This window comes from Vibrio taketomensis (assembly GCF_009938165.1).
GTDB classification, from domain to species: domain Bacteria; phylum Pseudomonadota; class Gammaproteobacteria; order Enterobacterales; family Vibrionaceae; genus Vibrio; species Vibrio taketomensis.
In genome coordinates, this window is the sequence record NZ_AP019650.1 from 217,738 (window position 1) to 242,582 (window position 24,845).

A 24,845-nucleotide genomic window follows, 5' to 3' on the forward strand; every position below is an offset into this window, starting at 1 on the left:
ACTCGTTTTGATGGAATTTGTTTTTGCATTTAAAAATGAAGTTTAGTTAACTTTATGGTTGTTAGGTGATGTTTGATTGTTGATGTGTGTATAAAGTTGACTTTACTTTTGTTTCTGTGCATTTTGGGCTAAGTATAATTATTTTTTATCCAATTTAACGTGTTGTTTGCAATTGTTTTTGTTACTTAAATTAAATTTATTGCCATTTAGTATGTCTGTGTGCTTAATGTATTTGATCTTTCTTTTTGTTAGCACGTAGGAAGGAGTGATTGCAGGAAATTACAGGTAACTGGGAATTCGAATAAGTGATCTTGCCGAGGTAAAATCATTGATATCTAACTGTTAAATGAGAGCTTTGTTTCAGTAAATTTATTGTTGTTCTATATAATTGGCTTAGCTTTCACATAAGGAGATAATAATATGAAACTTCGTTATTTGATTTCAATCACCACTCTTCTAACCGCCGCTTTTTCAGCCCAAGCAAGCGCAAGTTGTGATGTGACCATTGAATCTAACGATATGATGCAATACTCAACGGATTTAATCAGCGTGCCAGCAACCTGCGAAGAGGTGTCTATCACGCTTAAACACACTGGCTCATTACCCGCGACATCAATGGGACACAACATCGTGATCGCTGATACAGCGAATGTTCAAGCGGTGGGTACAGAAGGTATGACTGCAGGGATTGATAATAGCTATATCAAGCCTGGCGACGACCGTGTCTATGCTTATTCGAAAGTGATTGGTGGCGGTGAAGAAACAACGCTCACGTTCGATACTGCCGCTCTTAAAGCGGGCGGCGATTACACTTTCTTCTGCTCATTCCCTGGTCACTGGGCGATCATGAAAGGTAAGTTTGAATTTAAGTAACTTTTCATGCTGAACATACCATTTAGAACCAAAAACGCCTCACAAAGATGAGGCGTTTTTATTGGTGTTATTTGTGATTATTTTACAGTCCAAGTAACCGACTCACCGCCTTTAATAGGCACCACAACATCAGAGCCGAATGGCATCGTCGCTGGCACTGCCCACTCTTCTTTGGTCAGGGTCACGGTATCACTGTTGCGTGAAACGCCGTAAAAATCAGGACCGTTGTGGCTGGCAAATGCTTCTAAGTTCTCTAGCTTACCTTCTTGTTCAAAGACTTCAGCATAGAGTTCAAGTGCAGCGTGCGCAGTGTAAGAACCTGCACAACCACAGGCTGCTTCTTTCTTATCTTTCGCATGCGGGGCTGAATCTGTGCCTAAGAAGAATTTCTTGCTGCCACTGGTTGCTGCGGCAATGAGCGCTTGCTGGTGTGTATTACGCTTTAGAATTGGTAAACAGTAGAAGTGCGGTTTAATACCGCCTACGAGCATGTGGTTACGGTTGTACATTAGATGATGAGCAGTAATGGTTGCTGCTACGTTGTCATTCGCATTGGCAACGAAATTAGCCGCATCGGCCGTTGTGATATGCTCAAGGACGATTTTTAAGTTAGGGAAGTCATTAACGATCGGCGCTAGAACAGTCTCAAGGAACTGTTTTTCGCGATCAAAGATATCGACATGGTTATGAGTGACTTCACCATGCACCAAAAGCAACATGCCAACTTCTTGCATTGCTTCCAATACTGGGTAGATGTTTTTCGCTGACGTCACACCCGAATCAGAGTTCGTTGTCGCACCTGCAGGATAGAGTTTTGCAGCAACGATTTTGCCTGATGCTTTCGCTTTACGAATTTCATCAGCTGTGGTGTTGTCTGTAAGGTACAGCGCCATCAGTGGTTCAAATTGCGCACTTGGTTTTTCAGCCATGATGCGTTCACGGTATGCAAGCGCGAGTTCAGTATTGGTAATTGGTGGGATAGTATTTGGCATGATCAGCGCGCGTCCATTGTAGCGGCTGATATCTCGTACGGTGTCTTTTAATACTTCGCCATCGCGAAGGTGAACGTGCCAGTCATCCGGACGAGTGATCGTAATTGTAGTCATGTAAGCTCCCACCATGAGTTTGTAATTTGATTGGAGCCTAAGCATTTGTTTCCATGCAAAACGCAGTAGCTTAGGCGACAGGATGATAGAGGAAAGCAGTGATGATTTCATCCCCTTTTTGGTTAAGGGTGCTTGTTTGTTGAACAATTGGCCAAACGTTTGCTTTGGTGATGACAATCGGCAACAGAAGTTATTAGAATGGACAACATAATTATTAATAGTCGGGATTTCATTGTTGTCCCGCTAAAAAAGGAAACAAAATGACGAGCTCAACTCTCTCTCAAATCAATGTGTATCCGGTTAAGTCGATTGGCGGTGTCACTTTGTCCAACGCGTGGGTAGAAAAGCAAGGGTTGATGTTTGATCGTCGATTCATGCTAGCACTTTCAGACGGTTCTATGGTCACCGCTCGTAAGTATCCCCATATGGTCAAAGTAAGCTCTGTGCTGACGCCCGATGGGTTGATTTTTTGCGCACCGAATATGACCCCTCTCAGGGTAAGTTATGCCGATTTCAAAATGCAGCCGACTAACGCCACAGTATGGAAAGACAGTTTTGAAGCCTACACCACACTCGACCAAGCTGATGATTGGTTTAGCGAAATTTTAGGGCAGAAAGTTGAGTTGTTGTTTTGTGGCGAGCAGTCGAATCGAGTACGCGAGAAGCTGGGTCACAATGTCAGCTTTGCCGATGGTTATCCGCTGTTGCTGATTAGCCAAGGATCGCTTGAAGAATTGAATCGTCGTAGCAGTGAACACCATAGTATGGATCAATTCCGAACGAATTTGGTGGCTTCAAGTCTGGAGCCGTTCGTTGAAGATAGTTGGAAGCGTATTCGTATTGGTGAAGTTGAATTTGAAGCAGTTAAGCCTTGTGAACGTTGTATTCTGACGACAGTGGATGTTGAAAAAGGCCAATTTCGTGACAGTAAGGAGCCATTGAAAACACTTTCAGAATTCCGAGCAAACGAATTTGGCGGCGTGTTCTTTGGTCAGAATTTGGTGGCAAAAAATGAGGGCATGGTGCGCGCTGGCGATGAGATTGAAGTGCTTGAATACAAGCCAAAAGAGATTTACGAGGACAACTCCTCGAGTCAGTACCGTCTCACTTGTGTTGCGAAAGAGCATACCGCGCAAGACTTTATCACCTTTTGGTTAGAAAACAGCGTTAATTTGCCGTATAAGCCGGGGCAGCATTTGCCCATTGAAATAGAGATTGATGGCGAACGCGTGTCTCGTCGTTATACCTTGTCATCTTCACCCACTCGTGCCGATCGTTTGTCCATTTCAGTTAAACGCATTGCTGGTGGGCGTGTCTCCAATTGGTTAGCAGAGCATTTCCAAGTGGGTGATGTCTTAAGATGCCACAATCCTGATGGCGCATTTCATCTGCAAGAAAACCATCAAAGTCCGACTTTGCTGTTGTCCGCAGGCAGTGGTGTCACTCCGATGATGTCGATGTTACGGTACCTAGCGGATAAGCAATGCCTGAATGATGTCGTTTTCTACCATCAATGCAGCACTGAAGCAGATATTCCGTACCGAGATGAATTAGCCCAACTTGAACGTGAGCACAAGGGCTTAACGTTATTGTTCTCACTCACCCAACCTGCGTCAGACTGGTTTGGTTTGAAAGGGCGTTTGAGTGCTATGCATTTAAAACAGGTAAGAGACCTGGATTCACGAGAGGCATTTGTATGTGGTCCTGATGGCTTCATGCAGCAAGCCAAAAAGCTGCTGATGGAGTCGGGGCTCGAGGAAAGCCAGTATCATCAAGAGATGTTTACGCCACCTAAATCTGAAGCGACAGAGCAAAAAGCGTTGAGTATTGCGGTCAATGGTCATCAATTTGAAGGTGACAACCAACGCCCAATCCTCGAACAGGCGGAAGACGCAGGAATCAACATCCCTAATAGTTGCCGTGCTGGATTGTGTGGGGCATGCCGAGTGACTGTGGTATCTGGTGATGTGACGCATCCCGAGGTTCCAGCTCTCGACCATATTGACGTTGCTGGTGGTGAAGCACTAGCTTGCTGCGCCGTGCCAAAAACGGACGTTGATGTGAAATACTAGCCAATATTGCGAAACAAAAAGCCCTTGCTAAAGGCAAGGGCTGAATCCGAAATCTGTAACTATCTATTAAGCGGGATCTTTATTGAGTATTGGTGGTTCGATATTGTTATTTTTCCCACGTTTAATCTGCGCCAAAATTACACCACTGATAACCAGAATGCCGCCAATCAGATGGTAGCTATGAATGGTTTCACCTAGCATGGTTGCCGCTAAGGTTACCGCCACCACAGGCAGTAAGTTCATAAACATGGCACTGTTATCCGCACCAATGACATCAATGGCTTTAATCCACATCCACGGTGCCGCAATCGAGGCAGCGACAGCTGCATAAAGGATTAACGGCATGCCTTCCATTGGTGGTAGTAGCTTATCACTGGTTAGCCAGATCGGCGCCAGCATAAGCACGGAAGCAAAGCCTTGCATGTAAATCAAGACATCATTCGGTAGATGCATTTTCCAGCGTTTAAGTAGCACGCAGTACAGAGCATAAGAAAGCGAAGCGACGACCATCAGCGCATCACCTGGAGTGACACTCTTTGAAAGGAAGAACATGACGTTTCCTTCGCCCAGCATATAAGCTAAGCCCACAAGAGAGATCGCGCCTCCGATAATACTGTTGCGGGAAATCGCCTTACCGAGCAAGGGTACGCTCATAAAAACGGCCATTAGGGGTACCAACGCGCTGATCAATGACATGTTTGATGCAGTAGTTGTCACCGCAGCAAAGTAACCACAGGATTGGTTAATCACCATACCGAGCAAACCAAGAAAAGAGAGCTTAGCCAAGTTAGGTTTTATTACTGACCAACGACGAATGACGCGCGGCAAACAAACTGGGGTCAAAATAGCAATCGCAAAGACCCAGCGATAGAAGCTCATGGCACTTGGTTCGATGATAGTCACTGCCATTTTGTTAACAATGGCATTTAAGCCCCAGATAAAAACCGTCAGTATCGGGAGTAGGTATATCATGTGAATATCATCGCATTGTTGAGGTGGCGGTAGTTTGGCAGGTCTGTATAATTGTATGTATCTCTAAGGAGACATAATACACTTTAGGAAGACAAGTTTGAGAAAATCAGCGAAACACCTACATCCTTCATTATTAATCGATGAAGCCCCCTCGGATGTATTTATGAATTTCGAGGCTTTTTTATCAAATACTGAGACTCGAGTACATAGTCACCCATGGGGACAAGTACAGTTGATCAGTGGCGGGATCCTCGAAATGGAAGTGGAAGAGACGCGATTTTTGGCACCACCTCATTTGGCTATTTGGGTACCACCTGGTGTGATGCATACCAGTTTTAATCGTAAGCCATTGTCTTATTGTTCATTGAACGTCGCTGTTCCGTTAACGGCTAATTTTCCTGATAAAACTAGCTTAATTCGAGTCAGTGCCATTGCTTCAGCTATTGTTGATGACTTTCGTCGTCGGCGTGTAAATATCGCTGAAACCGACGCCGATAAGCGCTTGGTAAAGGTGTTATTAGACCAACTTGCCACACGTGATACACAGCATCATTTTCTACCGTCAACGAACAATAAATACCTTGCGCCGATCCTTTCTGCCGTTGAGGAAGATCCTACTGATAGTACACCGCTTTCTGAATGGGCAGACCGCGTTCATACAACCGAGCGCACGTTGGCGAGACATTGCCAGGCAGATCTGGGAATGAGCTTCACTGAATGGCGGCTTCGAGTGAGATACTTATATTCGATGGAGCTATTACAAAAAGGACATTCGGTAAAAGAAGTTGCGTTTACGCTCGGCTACAATCAAGCCAGCCCATTTATTGCTATGTTTAAGAAGTATTCTGGACTCACACCAGAGCAATACAAACATCGCTTAATAGGGTAGGGGTGTAGAGCTTAAGTGTTTCAAAAATATAGATTAATGAAACCACATGCATTCCAAGCAAAGTCATAGCGTGTCCTTAACATTACTAAATTGCTCTCTTGCTACATATTGGGCGCTGAGGCGCAGTGCTTGCGAGCTAGTCATGAATTAGCAGCAGTGATTTATGGTCGCGAATTCAGATAAACGTCATAAACCAGTCTATAGGTCGCTAAATTAGCGACCTTTCTTTTGTATCAGCGCCAATATTTAGGTTAACAGCCCTCGTAGGCCATATCATAAATTGGCGTATGGTAATCGTATTGCTTGAAGCTATACGATAGGTAGCACTTCGAGGCTGCAATATCAGTAGCGTTCGCCATATTAAAGCTTGGCGCACCCTGAGGCATCAAATAAACCAACCCAAAGTGACCTCCTCGCGCTTGCACTATTTTCCAATCATCTTTGGGAAAATCAGCCACTGTTTCTATATTCCATTTTGAGGCCATCATCCTTCCATAGCTTAAGTCCACTCGTCGCCCATTAACGATAATACTGGCGTCAGTTGGATTATGGTATTCATTCGGCATAAGGTTCTCTTTGCCTTCAATTGAAGCTTTAGCATAGACCATATCGTTGGCTGATTTAAGTGATGCAATCCCAGCCTCAAGAGCGCTTCGTCGAGCCTCCTTATCCATGTTTAAGAATCGTGGAATAGCGATAACGGCTAAAACCGCTAAAACAACTAGAACGATAACTAATTCAATCAAGGTAAAACCTGATTTTTTGGTGGCCATAAAATATTCCCCGGGCATAAGCTTAATGTTTTAATGAAAATTTTATTATTTTTGCAAGATACATATTTCTATCGGCAGTCTCGATTGCTTCATCGATGTTGTTATTTTTATATGTGACAATCCATAAGAGAATGAAAGTTTTATATTTTGACGATCAAAATAGTCAATGACTTTGTGATTTATTTCATCCAATCGAGCAGTGATGCCTTCTAGCTCGACGGAGTCAAACACGACCACAAATTCATCACCACCGTAGCGAATCAAACGGTCATCCCCCCTTAAGCAACTCGTTATTAAAGACACAAAGTTAATTAAGCATTCGTCTCCTTTACGGTGACCAAGTCGGTCATTGACTATTTTAAACCCATCTAAGTCGATAAAGGCAATGGTTTTAGTAGAAAATGAAACAAGGTTGCTTTTAAAGTAAGAGCGAGTAAAACACCCGGTGAGATCATCTTTGCTCAAAGAGGTTGTTCTCAAATTTAAAGGGCGAATCGTAGTGATAATAAAATTACGATCGTTGTAGATCAATTTCTCTCGAACTGTTTCGTATTCAATATTATCGAACAGTTCAATATCTCTAGAAAAGTTAATGTCATTCAAAGCAAGCAAGTGTCGATCTTTCTCAATGCATGTACGGTAGTTTTCATTGCGTTTGATGACACTTTCAACAGCAGCGCCTACGATACTTCCACCAGTTAATCGCTGATGCTCTAAGTTATCGAAAACGACAACGCCGTCTTCATTTCTTACGACGATAACATTTTCTGCGTTTTCTACCAGTGAGAACATTCCACTATAAGTGGTATTCCTACTTGGATAGTAGATTTTCTAAAATTACTTTTGAGATGTTAATATCGCTGTTATATACCAAGCCTAGAGGATCTTTATCAGCAATGAGTTTGTTCAATTTCCGCTATAACTACCATCTTCACTATTATTAGTAACGAATGAATAAACGTCATACTCAAACTTGTCATAGTGATGGCTATCATCAATCAGCGTTTCGACTCGTGGTCCATCGAATAAATTAAGTTTTATTAATTCAGACATCTTCATCGGTTTGTAATAATAAAATCCTTGGAAGATTGGCTTTTCACAAAATAATTCGATTAAGTGTTTTTGTTCAATATTTTCAACACCTTCGAAAATAATACCATTGGTGCAAAGAGAGACGACTTTTGAGTAAAGAAAGCAAAGGTAACGATATTTGATGTAGCTTTTCTCTATTCCTTTTATCAAGCTGATATCAAACTTGATTTGATCGGGATGCAACAGTAAGGCATTGTCCATTGTGGCAAAATCAACGCCGAAGTCATCCAAAGATATCATCACACCACTTTTACGTAGTATTGCGACATTTTCATAAAAACATTCACAAAATAAAAGATCCTCATATTCGATCAACTCAATGATAAGGTCTTTACATTCCAGCACTTTCGAAATGAATTCAGCCTTGCACATAGAACTCGGATGCACGTTAACTGATACAGGAACTTTTAAGTTGTAGTGATTAACGTCTTTGATTACTTTATCAATAACGCTGATATCCAGCTTGAATTTATCTTGTACACTAGAAATGTAGTCAAGAGTTGTTATGCTCTCATCCATCGGTCTTAATAATGCTTCGACCCCAATAATGGCTTCATGGTGTAGTTTTGGTTGATATACCAATCTAAAGTCTGTTGGCAAGGAAGAATTATACATATGACAAATTTGTTTTCCGTTGGATTAACAGTTGACAGCAAAAGAACTAAATTTGATTAAAAGAATTGATATTTACGACTTTTAACTGTTATCTATATTAATTATGAAACAATGGCGATCGTTTTTTGTACAAACATGGTGTTCGACAGGATTACTAAAACTAATCGATTGTTTTTTGTTTTGTAACGATTACAAATTAATATCAAGATGATGCAATTACCTGATCTAAGTCAATAAACTAGATGTAAAATAAAGGAAAAGCCAAAGCTAATGTGATAGTTTCATCTGTAGATTCATAAATGTTTGATGCTGATCGTAAAAAATAATTTTTAGTTGTTATGGGTAGCGAGCTGTAGCAAAGTTTTGCACATCCAACTTTACCTAGATGAAAAAATTAACTATGTGATTGAATCTATTATGATATTAATAAATTGGAGTGTTAAATCGCATTGCTATTTGCTCTGATTGATCAAATGCCTCCCATGATTACATTTGATACCTTGAATCTTTTGGTTATTGATGTCCTTACGATATTGCAGCTAAGCCTTAATTACCCTAGTCTACGAGCAGACAGCGAAATTTTTGCTGTTGCTATGGCATGTTCCCCTGAAGCAACAGTAAACCTCTTAATAGGTTGATGGATGAAAGCGTGGAAACAAACCTTAGTTGGCTATGAATGGTTAATCCATCAAATATGGTATTTGGAAGTTGAGTCGGGTGAAGTTATTGATCCTAAGCCACACCTGATTCCCAATGTACGAGCTCATTTATTATTTACACCCAGTAACCAGTCCTATAGCTATGATAGTGGAAAAGACATCGTATCTGGGAAAGGTAGTCACTTATTAAAGGCAAGCGAGCATTTACTACGGTTAAATGATAATCCGCCATTAAAACGAATTGGTATTACGTTCCATCCCTACGCTCTTTATTGTCTCAATAAACATGAGGTTGAAGGTCAAGTAAATTGCGGTTGGTTTGATTGGCTAACGCCATTATTTGATGATGACTTTCAGCAACAGTTATGGCGCTATACTCAAACTCCTGAACAGTTACTTAGCTATATTAAACAACACCTTGATTGTTTAGGGTTGCGACCTAGCCAAGACAAAACCTTCATGATTGCCCAATGTGCCGTTACCGAAATAGAGAGGCAATGGTCTGATGCTTCGACGGTTCCAATAATGAATATAGAGACGTTAGCCAGTTTTTGTTCGTGCTCACGTCGCACATTGGAACGTAGTTTCAAGCAAGTATTGGGGTTGACGGTAAAACGTTACTTGCAAATGATGCGGTTAGAGCTGTTGGTTCTCAACATTTATGCTCAAGAAGAGGTGATCGATTGGACTGAGCTGACGCACAAATTTGGCTTTAGCGACCAATCTCATCTTATTCGTACTTTAAAACAACAGCTTGGTAAAACGCCTTCGATGTATCTGAACCGTCGGGACCTTACTATCGATATTTACGGTGATTTTGAATAATAGGAAATTGTCGCAAAAATCCAATTCGTTTATGAGCTGCCTTGTTACTATGCGGCATAGAAAACGAGGAACACCATGTTAAATACATCTAGTCTTGCCGCACTAAAACAAGGCCAATCGATCCCATTTACCCACGGCTTAAGCATTCGTTTAAATCGATCTGCTGATCTGCCTTTTATTATCGAGATGCTCAATGACAGCAGGGTGAATCAATATTTATTTTTCGCTCCAGCCGCCGACGCTTTGTATCAAGGTTTCTTTAATCCAATTATTGAAAATACTGCGAATGCCATCAAAGCAGAACAATGGCCGGAATCACCAACCTTTGTAATCCATGACGACCAAGGTCGTTACATGGGAATGACTGCTATTACTTCAGTTATGTTTCTCACTGGCAATTATGAAGTGGGCTACCAGCTGCCTTTTCATGCCTGGGGGCAGGGAATTGCAACTCGTGCTTGTCAGTTGATGTTAGAGATAGGCTTTAGTCAGTTAGGTGCCCATAAAATTTCTGCAGATTGTTATGCCGGCAACATTGGTTCTTATACGGTGATGGAAAAATGTGGCATGAGTTTAGAAGGGCGTCAGCGAGCCTATTATAAAATGGATAAAGGCTTTGATGACAAAGTTTATTATGGAATAACCAAGGAAGAATTTGAGCGAATTAACTAGTTTAGCTAACGTTGATGTAAACATATGCAACATCATGCTAACATGGTAATCGGTACGTCAAACCATTGAGGATATCGATGATCTGGTTATCTGTGAAGATATTACAGATTGGACTTGTCTACGGGTACAGGAAGTATCAACAAAATAAAAGAGCCTCTGAGTGAGGCTCTTTCTATTTGTCTAACATAAAGCACATTAATTTATTAACGCTTAGTTGTTTAAATATTATGCCGCATGGTTATTAATCATATGTTGTAATAAATTTCGGTTCTATTAACACCTAATGATTAACATTTTATTTGTTTTCAATTGGTTAAATTAAGTTTTCACTCGGTAATATGTGAGTTATTGAGAGACTTATCTCAAATTTAGGTTGATTGAAAATATATATTGATGTCGTTCTATATTGATAAATGAGTGACGGATTATGAATAAAATAATGATAGCGATGCTTTGTTCATCGGTGATTTCTACAGGTGCTTTTGCTCAAAGTAATGCCAATAGCAATGAGAACAGCCGATTGGTTTCAAGTGCACTCAACGGCATTGCCAATAAAACTTTTACTGCTGATGATGCTCCCGAGTTAACGATTGCTTCTTTTAATATCGCAGCCGGTAAGGTGTCATCTGCTGCAACAGTAGGTGAAGCAATCAAAGCCATGAATGCGGATATTGTTGCACTGCAAGAGGTGGATAAATTAACGGGTCGCAGTGGTAAAGTTGATCAACTTAAAGAGATTGAAAAGATAACTGGAATGAAAGGTATTTTCTGTCGTGCGATTGATTTTGACGGTGGTGAATACGGCTTAGGTATCTTGTCAAAATACCCAATTGAAATGGAAAAAATTGTTCAGTTACCTTCAGGTCAAAGAGAGCAGCGCATAGGCTGTATAGGTAATGTTGCGGTACCAGATTTTGCAGCGCCAATTACTGTCATTAATACTCATCTAGATACTAAAGAAGATCCGCAAATTCGTATGGAACAGATCCGTGAATTGAATGATAGCACGATGGAAATGCGTGGTATCAAAATTCTATTGGGCGATCTGAATGATGTATACAGCACGCCAAATATGGTTGAAGTAACCAAATACTGGAATCCAGTAACACCACTCAACAAAGACCATCGCACGTGGCCAAGTGCTAACCCTGAAATTGGCGTAGATTACATTTTTACTAGTAATGCCCAACGTTGGGATATTGATGAGCTAAAAGTACCTGAGGGTATGGAAGTTTGGCAGGGCTATAACTGGGCAGAAGTGAGCGATCACCTACCTATTTTCACTAAGCTCAAATTACGTGAACAATAATTGAAATAACGCGATTCAAAGGCTGTGAATACACAGCCTTTTTTTATATTTGTGGAGTGTGAATGGCACAAAAAGACACTAGCGGTTGAGATAAAAAGCACGCTCGACTCATAGTAAGTCTAATGCATATTAAATTTGCCCGACGAGACGGAATTTTCGGTAAAGAAGCCTAAAGTGAATCTCTTTGGGCTTTTTTTTTGTCGATTATTAATTAGGCAAAAACTCACTTACGAGATGTGAGTCGCAATGAATTGCAATCAAAATGTATGAAGCAATATCTCAAAATGAGAAGTAACAACAAATAAAATGTGGCTTTTAACCATTAAGTAACCAAAAATCCGAGCGTTAACCTGAATGGTTGGCCTACAAGTGGTTGCTACTTATCACTTTCTTTAATTCGAAAATTTAGAGTGCTGAGCGTTCAGCCCTACCTATAGTGCATCTTGATAATCAATTTATCTGACGTGGAAGACTTAAACTATGAATAGATTAAATCAAATAACAATCGCGCTTACCGGTGTGATGTTTAGTAGTTATTTACACGCCGCAAACGCCAGTTCAACGGTGTGACTGCCTTTGTTCCGGGTGAAACAAAAGTCCAGAATGGCGAAATGGTTTCGTATAACGGAGAGTGTTTTGTTGCCAAAATAATCCAGGTGTTTGGGAAACGCCTGATGCGAGTTCATGGTTTTGGGACGCTGCTGAATGTTCTGGTGAAACGAATCCTGAACCAGAACCTGATCCAAACCCAAACCCAAACCCAAATCCAGGTCCTGATCTCGGTGATATTATTGCGTTTGTTCCAGGGCAAACACAGGTAAAAAATGGTGATGTTGTCTCTTTTGATGGTCAATGTTTTATCGCCAAAAACAATCCTGGCGTATGGGAAACCCCAAGTGCAGGCTCATGGTTCTGGGATGTAACGGAATGTTCCGGTGAGCCTGAGCCAGAAGAAACTGAGCTTTCGATTGTTTCACCAACAGCAGGTCAAATCGTGACTGAGGGTGAAGCTGTTGTTATCAGCATCAATGCAAAAGGCCAATCGGCGGCTAAAGTTGAATTTTGGGCGGGTAGCTCTAAATTGGCGACGCAAGCTATTAGCCAAAATCAAACGGCATATTCTCATCGTTGGATGCCAACAACGCTTGGTGCCGTTACACTTAAAGTACTGGTATTAGACGAAAACAACCAAACACTAGAACAAAAAACGGTTGCGGTGACGGTGCAAGAGCAGGGCGGAAATGATTTCACTGCACCTGTTGTCCGTTTTACAACGCCAACTAATGGTGCAACCTTTAATGAAGGTGAAACCATTGCGATTTCAGTGAATGCGACTGACGTTGATGATGACCTTTCTCAAGTCGTTGTTCAGGCGAACAATGAACAAATTTGTACATTCAACGCAGCAAGCACTCAAACATTTGATTGTAATTGGCAGCCTAATTCAACGGGCAATGTGACACTAAAAGCGGTGGCAAAGGATGCGCAAGACCTAACGGCATCAGCTCGTGTACAGATTACGATTGAAAAAGAAACGGTAGAGCCGCCACCTCCAGGTGGGTTGTGTGAAGATTTTAATGTGTACCCTGATTGGACTCGTGGTGATCATGCAACTGGTGGCGACATCATGGTGCATAACAACATCGCATACGCGGCAAACTGGTGGACAAGTTCAATTCCTGGCAGCGATAGCTCGTGGTCTTTGCACGTAAACTGTGATGGTACAGAGCCGGGTACTAAACCAAAACTGTCTCTACAAAACCCTATGGATCCAGTGCGTTTAGAAGTGACTGGCTGGCCAAATACGTTTGTCGTTGCGAGCCCGTCAACAGAAGCGCCAGCGACAGTGACCATTGACACAATCAACAGTGCTGAACTGGCAGATAGCCAAGCGTTAACCGATGCGTTTGTTGCGTTTATTCAGCAAGCTGAGCAAGCGGGTGATTCCTCGATTGTCATTCGCAGTGATGTTTTGGATCTTGCAACAGCAGATGCTGGCGAGTCGATTGGTACTGTAGCCGTAAAAGAGGCGCTCACCAACGCTGTGGCATTTACTGGCAGCAATATTGATCTAGATGCGATCAATGCATTAAGTGATGATGTGAAAGGTTGGGCACAAGCGCATAACTTAATTCTTTCAGCGCTAGTGCCACAAGCAACCTTTGGTTGGTCACTATCGATTGGTGAATTTGCTTACGATACGCACTCTGGTCGTCAGTCTGTATGGGACGAAGCGTCAGTATTTACTGCTGATATGCTAGACAAGTTCGAGCTTTACAAAGCAGATTCAGCGAACAAAGCAGACTTCGTTGTCTTTACCAAATCTGGCGAAACAAATGCGCTGACCAGTGAGCAATGGCACAACGCACTGGAGCATGTAAAGCAAGTTTCTGACTTCGTACTAGCACCAGCGATGCTAGCAAATATGCCGACTGAGCAAACGTCTGGTTACTTTATGGGTGATAGCCAAGGCAAACCACAACTTCGCAAAGCGGCGTACAGCAATATCTTTGCGATTTTGTTTGACCAAGACAGCGCTGAACTCACAACTAAGATCGAAAGTTACCAAGCGCATAAAGTGCCGCTTTACTATGTGGGTCAAGAGTTAGAGAAGGCCGAGCTAACACGTATTGAAGCGTTAAACCAAGAATTGGAAAATGCTGAAAATGCGATGGACAATGAGGCATTCCTATACGAGACACCTGATTCTCAATGGGTTCCATCAACCGTTTACAAATGGGCAGACTTCCTTGATGGTCTAAACGCAATGCACAACATTGGCGTGGCTGACAACAAGTTCTGGCTAATGGATGATGGTGTTGATGATGCGACAAACATTGTTTATGCCAAAGTTGCGATTGCTGCGTTCCTTGCGCAAAGTATGCAGGAAACGATTCGTTACAACGCGTGTGATGAGAACAACTGGTCTGAGATTCGTTGGGGCGCACCTACTGACTACCCAATGTCAGCAAGCTGTGGTCAGTTAGGTCAAAAATACGCAGATTACGGGGTTAACCCAGTTTCTGGTTTAGACCATGCTTACTCTTGTCCACGTGATAACAAGATGGAAGTGAGTGCGCTAACGCATGCGAAATGGTACGGCGCACCAGCTCCGGTATTCGCCGCGCCAAATGCAGTGCTTGAAGAGCGAGGTTTGTTAGTGGATGGCAATGTAGGCCGTTGGACTAACCAAGGTCACTGTAACGGAGGTCCAAACGAAACAATCGATACTTCTAAGCAAGTTTGGGAACGTGAAGATTGTAAAGTTTACGTTGGTCAAAAAGCCGGTGCCTTTATTTGGGATGGCAGCAGCCAAGAAAGCGTTGAAGGCTGTGGCTGGTGGGGCCGTGGTGTCATTCAAACTACAGGTCGCCAAAACTTTGGTACGCTGAACCACTACTTAGGTCGTTCACACGTTGATCCTGAGACGATTGGCCAAACGATTGATGGCGTAACCGTTGAAGCTCCGCCAGCGAACCCACTTTATGCTGAACTTGATTTCTGTTCAAACCCAGGGCTTATCTGTAGCTCTGAGAAGAATAAAGAGATCAAATGGATTGCAGGTTTGTTCTACTGGGTCACATCAGTACAAGCATACTCAAATGAAGGTGGCCCATACGCAGATTGGAACTACTACAACGAGTTGAAGAAATACGTCGATGGTGGCTTGAAAGGATCTCAATTTATCGATGACGTTTCAGGTATTGTTAACCGTGGCTGTCCTGATTTGACGTGCTCAACAGGTGATGTTCACAACGTGAAAGAGCGTCGTGATAACTTTATGTTAGTGCTACAAAAATTAGGCTTAGACCCTCAATAAGCGTTGACTGATGACTGAGCTAGCATTCATCAGTTAATCCATAATCTAAAGAGCCCTGCGTTATGCGGGGCTCTTTTTTTGTCTCAAATTTTTGTGGTACGTCATTTGTGTATTTCACGGTTCTAGCACTAATGATGTAAAAAACACAAACAAGAGTAAGAAATTTGCCTTACATCACGCTTATACAGATTGGACCACACTCGACCACGATAAAATTTGCCGATTCACGGTACCTATCATTATCATTAAATTAATTTATTGTTAATTTGACGTAAAATCTCAGTCTTTCGTTGAGTAAACTTTCGTCATTGTCTTACGCATTTTAGCTCCACGGCAAGGAGGTCGCATGACACACTCAATATATGACCCATTACCAAATGGATTAATCAGCGTTGATTGTAGTGGTGTGATTAATGACATTAATGCCGCGGCAGTGGCTGCGCCTGTTTGGGAACACAGTCCTCGTGTTGGCGCTCGGCTAACACAATGCATCAGCGAGGCGAGTGTTAAATCTTGGCTGAGCACTTTTGCTAGTGGTGAGATTGCATGGCAACAAGGCGATTCATACTGGCAATTATCTCTGCTTCAGTCTTCCTCATCCAATATTTTGCTGCAGCTTATTGATCAGACTGAAAACGTCACGTTACAAAAAAAGAATCAACGTTTGCAGCTCGATATCGAGCGGCTTGATTTCGCGGCTCAAGGTGCCAATTTAGGTATTTGGGATTTTAATCCTGCCGAAGGAAAAATTATCGGTAATCGCACTTGGGCGACTCAGAAAAAGCTCGACAGTGATGAGGTCTTTGCGGATGGCAACCTGTTTTCCGAAATCGTTAATGGTATCGAAAAGTGGGCCACATTAGTTCATCCTGACGATTTAGAAGCGACTCAGCAAAAGATAGTGGAGCACTTGGAAGGGAAAACTGACGTGTATCATGCGGAATTTCGAGTAAAGTGCGGCGACGGTAGTTGGAAATGGATTCTCGATCAAGGCAAGGTATTCAAACGCGATGCCGATGGCAATCCGATTCGTATGAATGGGATTCACGCTGATATTGATAAGCTCAAAGAATTGCAGCAGAAACTATCTGAAATGAAAGAAAAAGCGGAAGTAGCAAACCGAGCCAAGTCGATATTTCTAGCCAATATGAGTCATGAGTTACGCACACCGCTCAACGCTGTTTTAGGCTATTCGCAGTTAATGAAGAGTGAGCCTGAACTTCCAGTTAAACACAAAGAGTATCTCGATATTATCAATCGTTCCGGTGAGCATTTGCTGGCTTTGATTAATAATGTTCTCGATATGTCGAAAATAGACGCAGGCTATAACGTCGTGGACCTGAAGTGGTTCAATCTGCGTGATATGGTAGAAGAAGTGGTTGATTTGATGCAAATGAAGGCAAATCAAAAGCAGCTGAGCTTTCGTGCCTTTATTCGCGATGATGTGCCAAGTTATGTCAAAGGTGATGAAGTCAAAACTCGACAAGTGCTGATCAACCTCATTGGTAATGCGATTAAGTTTACCGATATTGGTCAGGTAAGCCTGGAAGTAAATCACCAAGATACTCACCCAAACAAAGATAAAATCTGTTTTAAGATTATTGATAGCGGGATAGGAATAAGTAGCGCCGACCTTGAACGAATATTTAGGCCGTTTGAACAGGTAGCGTTTGCTTCCACACAAAACGGCACGGGTCTTGGTCTTAGTATCAGTAAACAGTTTGTCGAACTTATGGGCGGAACGCTAGAAGTTCGTAGTGAGATTGGTACAGGATCAGAATTTGGGTTTTCGTTAAAGCTTGAATCATCGGATTGGGTCGAATGTGGGCAAACCACCCAATCACCACAAGTCGCGGGGTTGAGTGCGCAGAGTTGGGTTCCGAAGGTGTTGATTGCCGAGGATCAAAGCGATAACCAGACATTGTTGATGACGTTACTGACGAATGCCGGTTTCCGAGTCAAGCTAGCGCAGGATGGTGAAGAAGCGGTAAGTCTCTTCAAATCTTGGCAACCAGACTTTATTTGGATGGACAACCGAATGCCAAAGATGGATGGGTTAGAAGCCACGAAAGCGATTCGTCAGTTGGAAAATGGCTCTCAAGTGCGAATTGTTGCGTTGACCGCTAGCGTGTTTAACGATGAGATAGAATCGATGCTCAAAGCGGGGATGGATGACTTTGCTCGTAAGCCTTCTCAGCCTAACACACTGCTCAATATGATGAAAAAACACTTAGATATTGAGTACGACTACCTTGATAAAGAAGAGACAGTGGCAACACCACAGAAGCTCGATGCCGCTCAATTAAAAAACTGTTTTTCCACTGTAGGTCTGCAAAAAATTCTGACTGCGATTGAACAAGGTGATCAACATTCTCTTTCGGAACAAATTCTTTGTGCGTCGGTGGCAGAAAATATTCAACAGCCTCTATTATTGATGACAGAAGCTTACCAGTTTGATGAATTGTATGAGCTATTTAGTTTCGCGCGAGAAAGCGAAAGTGGCTAGTAGGTCAAAGGTCGTGAATGATGCGTAAAGAAGATGAAAAAATCGACATCTTGGTTGTTGATGACACGATAGACAACATTAAACTGTTAGACAGTTTACTCACCTATGAGGGCTACAATGTCACCGGAGCCTCAAGCGGTAACGCTGCGATAAGGATTTGCCAAAACAAACGAGTCGATCTAATTTTGCTGGATATTATGATGCCCAAAATGGACGGCTATCAGGTTTGCAAGCAGTTAAAGTCCGATCCCAAAACTCGTGATATTCCAGTTATATTCCTCAGCGCTCTTGATAGTACTCAAGATAAAGTCAGAGCCTTTCAAGTTGGTGCTGCTGACTATATCCAAAAACCCTTTGAAACCTTAGAAGTACTCGCTCGTGTGAAAACGCATACTGAAGTATTGCTGCTGCAACGCAAATTGATAGCAAGAAATCACGAGCTAAGAAAGCTTGCGGAAACCGATGGCTTAACAGGCTTAATGAACCGTCGAAAAATGACTGAGATTGGACATCGGCAAACGGAAAATTACAGTGTTGCCTTGTTTGATGTCGACGATTTTAAGATGCTCAATGATCAGTATGGGCACCATGTCGGCGATCGAGAACTGATTGCCATTGCTGACCTGAGTAAACAAGTCATTGGTCTACAAGGGCATGTCGCGCGTTGGGGAGGGGAAGAGTTTTTAGTTCTGCTTCCTAATACGCAGTTGTACCAAGCTACGCAGTTGATGCAATCACTTCGCTCCGCGTTCGTTCAATCAAATCAAATATTATCGACAGCCACGTTTGGGGTTGTTCATAATTCGGCATTAGACGACTTTTCTTCAATCGTTAAAGCGGCCGATCAAGCGATGTATCAAGGAAAACACAACGGCAAAAATCAGGTAGTGACGTGTGATATGGCTGAGAATGACAATATGACCGAGCCAGACCCTGCATTGTAATCCATCCTCACTTTTCCACGACAAACTTGGCCAAAACGGGTAAAATTTTCCAAGATTTATTAATTAGTTGGCTAAGAATTATGAAAATTTCTGTAGATGGCGGTTCGTTCAAAGTTGCAATTGAAACCGAGTATGAAGGCTTGATTGCTGAAGCAACTGACGTGTTTCATGAAACCAAAGCACAAGCCCAAACCAACGAGCGAGCGATTTTACGTTTTCTACAAATCATCATTGAACATAGTGATGAGGACGATGCGATTGGCTATGCAGTGCTTGGTTTACTTGGTTGGTATAACGAGGTGATCAATCCAGTTCAAGATGCAGATATTGAGTTAAATTTACCCAAGATTTTACCTCACTTACTCAATCCATCTGGTGACATGGCCGCATTCACTGCGACAAACCAAGGTATCAATACACATTGATATAAGCGTTTGTATCCTATTTAAAGAAACAAGGGCGACACGTTTGTGTCGCCCTTAATGTTACTGACGTTGTTATTATTTTCCACTAAATCATTGTATTGACAGAGCTAATGACGGTTTGGATTGCATCATGCTTTCATCTTTGATTGTCATGTGTGTTTATGTTCTTTACCCAGGAAAATAGGATAAATTCACTGAGGTTAACAGTACTAAGTACTCGCTTATTTCAGTTGCCACTTAGCGACAATCGCTTCAGCACGTTGCAGCAATTCAACGCTTGAAGTTGATTGAATGAAGGCGGCATTGTCACGCACTTGTTCTTGAGTGTAAGCACCTGCGATAACCGGACCAACTTCTTCCTGAGCCACTAGCCAATGAATAGCAAGGTGAGCCAGTGGAATGTTCGCTTCTTTAGCGAGTACTTTTAGCTCTTCAACACAGTTGAAGTAAGGTTCGAATGCGTCACCGTTTAGTTTCGGGTTGTTACGACGGTCGTCATTCTCATCCCAGTTGCCATTGCGCTTTAATGTGCCTGTTAGCAAGCCTTGCATTAGTGGCGAGTAGGGTAGGTACTTCATGTCGTGCTCTTTACAGAACGGTAGCGCTTCTTCACGCGCGCGGTATTGAAGCGGAATGTTGTGGTAGTGCTCTGGGTTTTGTTCAAGCAAGTTGTACAAACCTTGGAATGTTGCCACTTCAACGCCAGCCATCATTTCACGAGTCATGTCTAGTGAGTAGTTCGACACGCCAACATGGCGAATTTTGCCTTGTTTCTTCAATTCAGCAAGTGCTTCAGCCGTTTCGCTGATTGGCGTGTTTGGATCTGGCCAGTGCACTTGGTAAAGGTCGATGTAGTCGGTTTGTAGACGAGTCAATGAGTCATCGATTTCTTTGAATATACTTTCTTTCGTCAGATCTTTGCGCGTTTTCTTACGCTCATCTTGTGACCATGGCAGGCCACATTTTGTCGCGATGATGATGGATTCACGCTTTTCGTCTTTAAGCGCTTGGCCTAGTACAGTTTCAGCATGACCTTTACCGTATACAGGCGCAACGTCAAAGAAGTTGATGCCAGTTTCAATTGCAGTTTTAATCGCACGGATTGATTCGTCGTCGGTTACGTTGTTCCAAGTACCGCCGATAGCCCAGCAGCCAAAGCCGACTGCTGATGCGTTCATATCTTTAATTTGTTTGAATTTCATAGTGTCAAATTCCGTTATTTAAGCTCTGGCCAGTAGCCTTTGTTGGCTTCGATCATTTCATCAAGGATAAGCTTAGCTACGCGTGCTGATGGAATCGTTTTGTTCAATGCAAATGCTTGTAGTGCTTTCTCGTATGAACCTTCAAGAGCTGCGTCTACTAGACATTTCTCAGACATTAGCTGTTGTTGCAGCATACCTTGGTAGAAGTGTGGCACTTCACCTACTTGTATTGGGAATACTTTGTCACGGCCAAGTAGTGCCGGTACTTCAACCATTGCGTCGTCTGGTAGGCCTTTGATTAGACCGTTGTTAGGGATAATTACCAACCATTTTTGACGTAGATCGTAAGCCATAGACATCGCTACGTCAGCAATAAATTCACCGTGAACGCCCACGTGGAACTTACCTTCTACGTTACCGTCAGATGCTTTGATTTGCTCAATCGCTTCAAACATCTTCTTCTCACGACCTTCCATGACTTCGTTAGCACGAGTGCGCTCTGGGTTAGATTGCTCAACAATCTCATCCGCCATTAGGTAGTACTGTAGGTACGTGTTTGGTAGGTATTCTGGGAACATTTGAACCAATGGCTTGGTGTTCTTGAATGTCTTGATCCAAGATGGCTCTGAGTGACAAGCGTTTTCCACTTCTTGCTCGGTTAGCATACCAAACTTTTGAATGTGCTTGCGAAGCTCAGGTAGTTTCTCTTCGCCATCCACTTTCACCGAAGTAAACCAACCGTAGTGGTTAAGGCCGAAGTATTCAACATCAAGTTCGTAACGGTTTACACCTAGGATGTTTGACAGGTTACGCTCGATAGCCACTGGCATATCACAGATGTTAAGCACACGTGAGTTCGGGCGTAGACGGTTTACTGCATCAGCAACGATAGCGGCTGGGTTTGAGTAGTTTAGCATCCAGCAGGTCGGTTTAGCGAAGCGCTCCATATGGTCGATGAGTTCAATCATAGGGAAGATGGTACGCATGCCGTACGCTAGGCCGCCAGCACCACATGTTTCTTGACCTACACAGCCGTGACTTAGAGGGATCTTCTCGTCTTGCTCACGCATTTTGTATTGACCAACACGGATTTGAGCAAAAACGAAATCTGCATGAGAGAACGCAACTTCAGGCTCGGTTGTTACGGTTAGGTTTACGTGTGGAGCGTGAGTTTTTACTACGTAATCAACCAACACTGCTACGTTGTCTTGACGTTCTTTGTCGATGTCGTAAAGGCGAATTTCAGCGATTGGGAAGTCATCACCTTTCATTAGTAGCGCTTTAACAATACCAGCCGTGTAAGTAGAGCCGCCGCCAGCAATAGCAATAATTTGTGGTTGTTTGTTCATAACCATCCTCGAGCAAATATATTAATAATCTATTCTTTATAGGTCATGCAATGTATGACCTATTTCTTAATTGGTTCTATCGTATTATTTAAATATGACATGACAAATATTTAGGATAGATAATGTGATCTCGTCGAGCTTATTTTGAGTATTGGTTATGTATGTAATCCAAATAAAATACCAATTTAGCGAGGTAGATAAATCGCTAATTTATGAGCATCAGGATGGAACCATGCTTCGGTATAATCAAAGCGTCGACCATCTTTGAGGTTTGACACCGAACGAAGGTTCATTACAGGGCTGCTCTTATCCATTTCTAACAATGTCATTAGCGCCTCATCTGGCTCGACCGCAGTAAATTCTTGACGACTTCCCTCAATCATCATCCCTTTTACGCGCTCAACATAGTCGAACTTGGACTTTTCTAGTGTTGAGATATTGAGATCAGGAAAGAGTGAAACGGGCATGTAGCTATCTTCAACAATCCGTGGTAAATCATCGATATACTTGACGCGGCGAATGTAATACAGCGGCTCTTTCTCATTGATTTCCAACATTTTATGGACTGCTTGGTTATCGTTGATCATGCTGAATTGAAACACCTTATAACGCACGGTCTTGTTGCATCCACCAAGTATTTCCGTTGTACCGGCAAGGCCGCGCAATTCATGTGAGTATTGTTTACCTAATACATAGGTGCCTGAGCCTCGGCGCTTTTCAACTAAGTTCAGTTTGACCAGCTCATCGACGGCTTTACGAATAGTAATACGGCTGACGTTGTACTCTTCAATCAGTTGTCTCTCAGTGGGTAATGCGACACCCACTTCATACACCCCGCTATTTATCTTTTGTTTTAGATCGTCTAAGACCCTTTGTATAACATTTTTTGATAATTCCGAATTAAAGGTTATGTGAAATATAAGATAACATGACATATTAAATTATAGATAGGTCATAAATCACATTTATGAGATCTTAAAGTTGTCATAACCAATTAAATTTATAAAGTAATCGCATAAATAACCCAAATGACTTGGGTAGAAGATTTCTAATAATTAATTGAGACAAAATATGAATAAGGAAGCAATCACTTCGTACCTTAGTGATTTATCTCGGGCAATGCTCGCTCCTATTTACGTATTGCCGCTTGTTGGCTTTGTTATCGCTATTGGTGCTGCTGTCACTAACCCTGGGATTGTCGAGCTCATCCCGTTTTTAGATGCGCCTTTCTTTAAGGGTATGGGCGAAGTGTTGGTGTGGTCGACGCTGAGCGTGCTCATCAATTTGCACATTATTTTTGCCGTGGGTATCTCGGTAGGTTTAGCGAAGAAAGACAAACACCTTGCTGGCTTTAATGCCATGATCCTTTATTTCGTTTACCTCTATACCATGAACACCTACATGAAGTTCAATGGTTTGTTGATAGACGGAGATCTCGGTGGAACAGGCCAAGCACATATCATGGGCCTGCAAGTTGTCGATACTGGCATCTTTGTAGGTATGCTAATTGGTATTGTTAATGCTTATTTCCATAATAAGTACAGCCAAAAGGTACTGAGTGGTGCACTTGCATTGTACGGCGAGTCTCGTTTGGTGCTGATCATCATGCTACCAATCACCATCGGTCTTGGCTTACTGTTTGCTCATATTTGGCCACCAGTACAACAAGTGATTTTCCAATTTGGTGAAAGCATTCGTGGCGCAGGCTCTATGGGTGTTGGTGTCTATGGCTTCCTTGAGCGAATTTTGATCCCAACGGGTTTGCACCACTTACTTTGGGTTCCAATGCACTTTACTGATCTTGGTGGCTGTCAGGTGATTGCAGAGCAGACTTACTGTGGCGTTGAAAACATCTTCCTTGCGGAAATTGGCGACCCAGAAACGACGCGTCTTTCAAGTTCGATCATTTTTGACTCGCGTAGCTTGGTGAAGATCTTTGGTCTAACCGGTGCTGGCTTGGCGATGTATCACTGCGCCGATGCTGATAAACGTGAAAAAGTAAAAGCGATTGTATTCCCGGCTATCGCATCTTCTATCTTGGGCGTAACGGAACCGATTGAATTTTCATTCCTGTTTGTAGCGCCAATTCTGTTTGTTGTACATGCGATTCTGACCGGTCTATTTATGTCACTGTTGGCGGTATTTGATATCGTTGCAGTCGGTAAAGGCGGCTTGATTGACTTTATCGTTTATAACGTGCCGCTAGGTACTGAGAAAACAGATTGGCCGTACTACATTCTAATGGGGCTGGCTCAGTTGGCCGTGTACTACGTCGTCTTCCGTGCGCTGATCACCAAACTTAACCTAAAAACGCTAGGTCGCGGCGAAGCTGAAATGAAACTGCACAGCAAAGACGATTACAAAGCGAAACAGCAAGGCCAACAGGGCGAAGTAGTAGTAAGCCAGCAGATTGATGCCGCGGTAGGGCAATACAACTCTGCAGCGATTATTCGTGGTTTAGGTGGTAAAGAGAATATTGTCGACGTGCAAAACTGCTATACCCGTTTGCGTGTGGAAGTCCATAACCCAGATTTGGTCAGTGAAGCGATAATTCGTGAATCAAACCCGATGGGTGTGGTACTCAAAGGTACAAGTATTCAAATCATTTTTGGCAGTCATGTGGCTTCCGTCAGACAAGAAGTGAATGAGCAATTACTTGCCATGGCATAACGAGTCACTAAGTTTGAAAGGTCTAGCAAAGCGCTAGGCCTTTTTTGTTTTCGCTGTGATAGCGAAAGGTGC

18 protein-coding genes and 1 pseudogene are annotated in these 24,845 nt (G+C 42.6%); 11 read left to right on the top strand and 8 right to left on the bottom strand.

From position 1 onward, the window contains the following. Nucleotides 1–420: 420 nt before the first annotated feature. A complete protein-coding gene (gene azu / locus Vt282_RS14740; RefSeq protein ID WP_162063868.1) occupies nucleotides 421–873 on the top strand; it encodes an azurin in 453 nt (150 codons plus the stop codon). 77 nt (nucleotides 874–950) lie between these two features. Here azu and pyrC read toward each other — a convergent pair whose 3' ends face one another. Next, nucleotides 951–1,979, bottom strand: coding sequence for a dihydroorotase (pyrC, locus tag Vt282_RS14745; RefSeq protein ID WP_162063869.1), 1,029 nt, complete (start codon nucleotides 1,977–1,979; stop codon nucleotides 951–953). Between the two features lie 260 nt (nucleotides 1,980–2,239). On the opposite strand from pyrC, the gene Vt282_RS14750 reads away from it, so the two are divergent. After that, nucleotides 2,240–4,051, top strand: coding sequence for a hybrid-cluster NAD(P)-dependent oxidoreductase (locus tag Vt282_RS14750; RefSeq protein WP_162063870.1), 1,812 nt, complete (start codon nucleotides 2,240–2,242; stop codon nucleotides 4,049–4,051). 66 nt (nucleotides 4,052–4,117) lie between these two features. Here Vt282_RS14750 and Vt282_RS14755 read toward each other — a convergent pair whose 3' ends face one another. Beyond that, nucleotides 4,118–5,023, bottom strand: a complete 906-nt coding sequence (locus Vt282_RS14755; protein WP_162063871.1) for a DMT family transporter — start codon at nucleotides 5,021–5,023, stop codon at nucleotides 4,118–4,120. Nucleotides 5,024–5,120: 97 nt separating this feature from the next. Here Vt282_RS14755 and Vt282_RS14760 point away from each other — a divergent pair, with 97 nt between their 5' ends. After that, nucleotides 5,121–5,912, top strand: coding sequence for an AraC family transcriptional regulator (locus tag Vt282_RS14760; protein WP_162047825.1), 792 nt, complete (start codon nucleotides 5,121–5,123; stop codon nucleotides 5,910–5,912). Nucleotides 5,913–6,163: 251 nt separating this feature from the next. On the opposite strand, the gene Vt282_RS14765 is transcribed toward Vt282_RS14760, so the two are convergent. From Vt282_RS14765 to Vt282_RS14775, 3 genes are all read right to left on the bottom strand, one after another. Beyond that, complete coding sequence (locus Vt282_RS14765; protein ID WP_162047826.1) at nucleotides 6,164–6,685, bottom strand: prepilin-type N-terminal cleavage/methylation domain-containing protein; 522 nt, start codon at nucleotides 6,683–6,685, stop codon at nucleotides 6,164–6,166. Between the two features lie 45 nt (nucleotides 6,686–6,730). Then, a complete protein-coding gene (locus Vt282_RS14770) occupies nucleotides 6,731–7,477 on the bottom strand; it encodes a GGDEF domain-containing protein (protein ID WP_162047827.1) in 747 nt (248 codons plus the stop codon). A 114-nt stretch (nucleotides 7,478–7,591) separates the two neighbouring features. Then, entirely contained in the window at nucleotides 7,592–8,392 is an 801-nt protein-coding gene (locus Vt282_RS14775; RefSeq protein ID WP_162063872.1) for an EAL domain-containing protein, read from the bottom strand. A 641-nt stretch (nucleotides 8,393–9,033) separates the two neighbouring features. Here Vt282_RS14775 and Vt282_RS14780 point away from each other — a divergent pair. From Vt282_RS14780 to Vt282_RS14810, 7 genes and pseudogenes are all read left to right on the top strand, one after another. Beyond that, on the top strand, nucleotides 9,034–9,876 hold the full coding sequence (locus Vt282_RS14780; RefSeq protein WP_162063873.1) for a helix-turn-helix domain-containing protein: 843 nt from the start codon (nucleotides 9,034–9,036) through the stop codon (nucleotides 9,874–9,876). 75 nt (nucleotides 9,877–9,951) lie between these two features. After that, nucleotides 9,952–10,548, top strand: a complete 597-nt coding sequence (locus Vt282_RS14785; RefSeq protein ID WP_162063874.1) for a GNAT family N-acetyltransferase — start codon at nucleotides 9,952–9,954, stop codon at nucleotides 10,546–10,548. A 427-nt stretch (nucleotides 10,549–10,975) separates the two neighbouring features. Then, nucleotides 10,976–11,857: an endonuclease/exonuclease/phosphatase family protein gene (locus tag Vt282_RS14790; RefSeq protein ID WP_162047832.1), complete on the top strand. Its 882-nt coding sequence runs from the start codon at nucleotides 10,976–10,978 to the stop codon at nucleotides 11,855–11,857. A gap of 480 nt (nucleotides 11,858–12,337) precedes the next feature. Continuing rightward, a pseudogene (locus tag Vt282_RS14795) lies at nucleotides 12,338–15,677 on the top strand (Ig-like domain-containing protein). A gap of 346 nt (nucleotides 15,678–16,023) precedes the next feature. After that, nucleotides 16,024–18,183 carry a PAS domain-containing hybrid sensor histidine kinase/response regulator gene (locus Vt282_RS14800; RefSeq protein WP_162063875.1) on the top strand — a complete coding sequence of 720 codons (2,160 nt, stop codon included), beginning with the start codon at nucleotides 16,024–16,026 and terminating at the stop codon, nucleotides 18,181–18,183. Between the two features lie 17 nt (nucleotides 18,184–18,200). Beyond that, nucleotides 18,201–19,127 (top strand): diguanylate cyclase domain-containing protein, encoded by a 927-nt coding sequence (locus Vt282_RS14805; RefSeq protein WP_232055253.1) that lies wholly within the window; start codon nucleotides 18,201–18,203, stop codon nucleotides 19,125–19,127. Nucleotides 19,128–19,207: 80 nt separating this feature from the next. Further along, nucleotides 19,208–19,552 carry a hypothetical protein gene (locus Vt282_RS14810; protein WP_162063876.1) on the top strand — a complete coding sequence of 115 codons (345 nt, stop codon included), beginning with the start codon at nucleotides 19,208–19,210 and terminating at the stop codon, nucleotides 19,550–19,552. A gap of 221 nt (nucleotides 19,553–19,773) precedes the next feature. Here the strand turns inward: Vt282_RS14810 and Vt282_RS14815 are convergent, their stop codons facing one another. The 3 genes from Vt282_RS14815 to Vt282_RS14825 all read right to left on the bottom strand — a co-directional run bounded on the left by Vt282_RS14815 (nucleotide 19,774) and on the right by Vt282_RS14825 (nucleotide 23,038). Further along, the gene (locus Vt282_RS14815) at nucleotides 19,774–20,754 is read right to left on the bottom strand and encodes an aldo/keto reductase (protein WP_162063877.1); all 981 of its coding nucleotides are present in this window, start codon (nucleotides 20,752–20,754) and stop codon (nucleotides 19,774–19,776) included. A gap of 14 nt (nucleotides 20,755–20,768) precedes the next feature. Beyond that, nucleotides 20,769–22,103: a 6-phospho-alpha-glucosidase gene (locus Vt282_RS14820; RefSeq protein WP_162047837.1), complete on the bottom strand. Its 1,335-nt coding sequence runs from the start codon at nucleotides 22,101–22,103 to the stop codon at nucleotides 20,769–20,771. A 185-nt stretch (nucleotides 22,104–22,288) separates the two neighbouring features. After that, the gene (locus Vt282_RS14825) at nucleotides 22,289–23,038 is read right to left on the bottom strand and encodes a GntR family transcriptional regulator (RefSeq protein WP_162063878.1); all 750 of its coding nucleotides are present in this window, start codon (nucleotides 23,036–23,038) and stop codon (nucleotides 22,289–22,291) included. A gap of 136 nt (nucleotides 23,039–23,174) precedes the next feature. On the opposite strand from Vt282_RS14825, the gene Vt282_RS14830 reads away from it, so the two are divergent. After that, complete coding sequence (locus tag Vt282_RS14830) at nucleotides 23,175–24,773, top strand: PTS transporter subunit EIIC (RefSeq protein WP_162063879.1); 1,599 nt, start codon at nucleotides 23,175–23,177, stop codon at nucleotides 24,771–24,773. Nucleotides 24,774–24,845: the final 72 nt, after the last annotated feature.

Bases quoted from the DNA above. Each gene is read 5' to 3' on its own strand.
- azu (WP_162063868.1), top strand. From the start codon at position 421: ATGAAACTTCGTTATTTGATTTCAATCACCACTCTTCTAACCGCCGCT.
- pyrC (WP_162063869.1), bottom strand. From the start codon at position 1,979: ATGACTACAATTACGATCACTCGTCCGGATGACTGGCACGTTCACCTT.
- Vt282_RS14750 (WP_162063870.1), top strand. From the start codon at position 2,240: ATGACGAGCTCAACTCTCTCTCAAATCAATGTGTATCCGGTTAAGTCG.
- Vt282_RS14755 (WP_162063871.1), bottom strand. From the start codon at position 5,023: ATGATATACCTACTCCCGATACTGACGGTTTTTATCTGGGGCTTAAAT.
- Vt282_RS14765 (WP_162047826.1), bottom strand. From the start codon at position 6,685: ATGGCCACCAAAAAATCAGGTTTTACCTTGATTGAATTAGTTATCGTT.
- Vt282_RS14770 (WP_162047827.1), bottom strand. From the start codon at position 7,477: ATGTTCTCACTGGTAGAAAACGCAGAAAATGTTATCGTCGTAAGAAAT.
- Vt282_RS14775 (WP_162063872.1), bottom strand. From the start codon at position 8,392: ATGTATAATTCTTCCTTGCCAACAGACTTTAGATTGGTATATCAACCA.
- Vt282_RS14780 (WP_162063873.1), top strand. From the start codon at position 9,034: ATGAAAGCGTGGAAACAAACCTTAGTTGGCTATGAATGGTTAATCCAT.
- Vt282_RS14785 (WP_162063874.1), top strand. From the start codon at position 9,952: ATGTTAAATACATCTAGTCTTGCCGCACTAAAACAAGGCCAATCGATC.
- Vt282_RS14790 (WP_162047832.1), top strand. From the start codon at position 10,976: ATGAATAAAATAATGATAGCGATGCTTTGTTCATCGGTGATTTCTACA.
- Vt282_RS14800 (WP_162063875.1), top strand. From the start codon at position 16,024: ATGACACACTCAATATATGACCCATTACCAAATGGATTAATCAGCGTT.
- Vt282_RS14805 (WP_232055253.1), top strand. From the start codon at position 18,201: ATGATGCGTAAAGAAGATGAAAAAATCGACATCTTGGTTGTTGATGAC.
- Vt282_RS14810 (WP_162063876.1), top strand. From the start codon at position 19,208: ATGAAAATTTCTGTAGATGGCGGTTCGTTCAAAGTTGCAATTGAAACC.
- Vt282_RS14815 (WP_162063877.1), bottom strand. From the start codon at position 20,754: ATGAAATTCAAACAAATTAAAGATATGAACGCATCAGCAGTCGGCTTT.
- Vt282_RS14820 (WP_162047837.1), bottom strand. From the start codon at position 22,103: ATGAACAAACAACCACAAATTATTGCTATTGCTGGCGGCGGCTCTACT.
- Vt282_RS14825 (WP_162063878.1), bottom strand. From the start codon at position 23,038: ATGTCATGTTATCTTATATTTCACATAACCTTTAATTCGGAATTATCA.
- Vt282_RS14830 (WP_162063879.1), top strand. From the start codon at position 23,175: ATGAATAAGGAAGCAATCACTTCGTACCTTAGTGATTTATCTCGGGCA.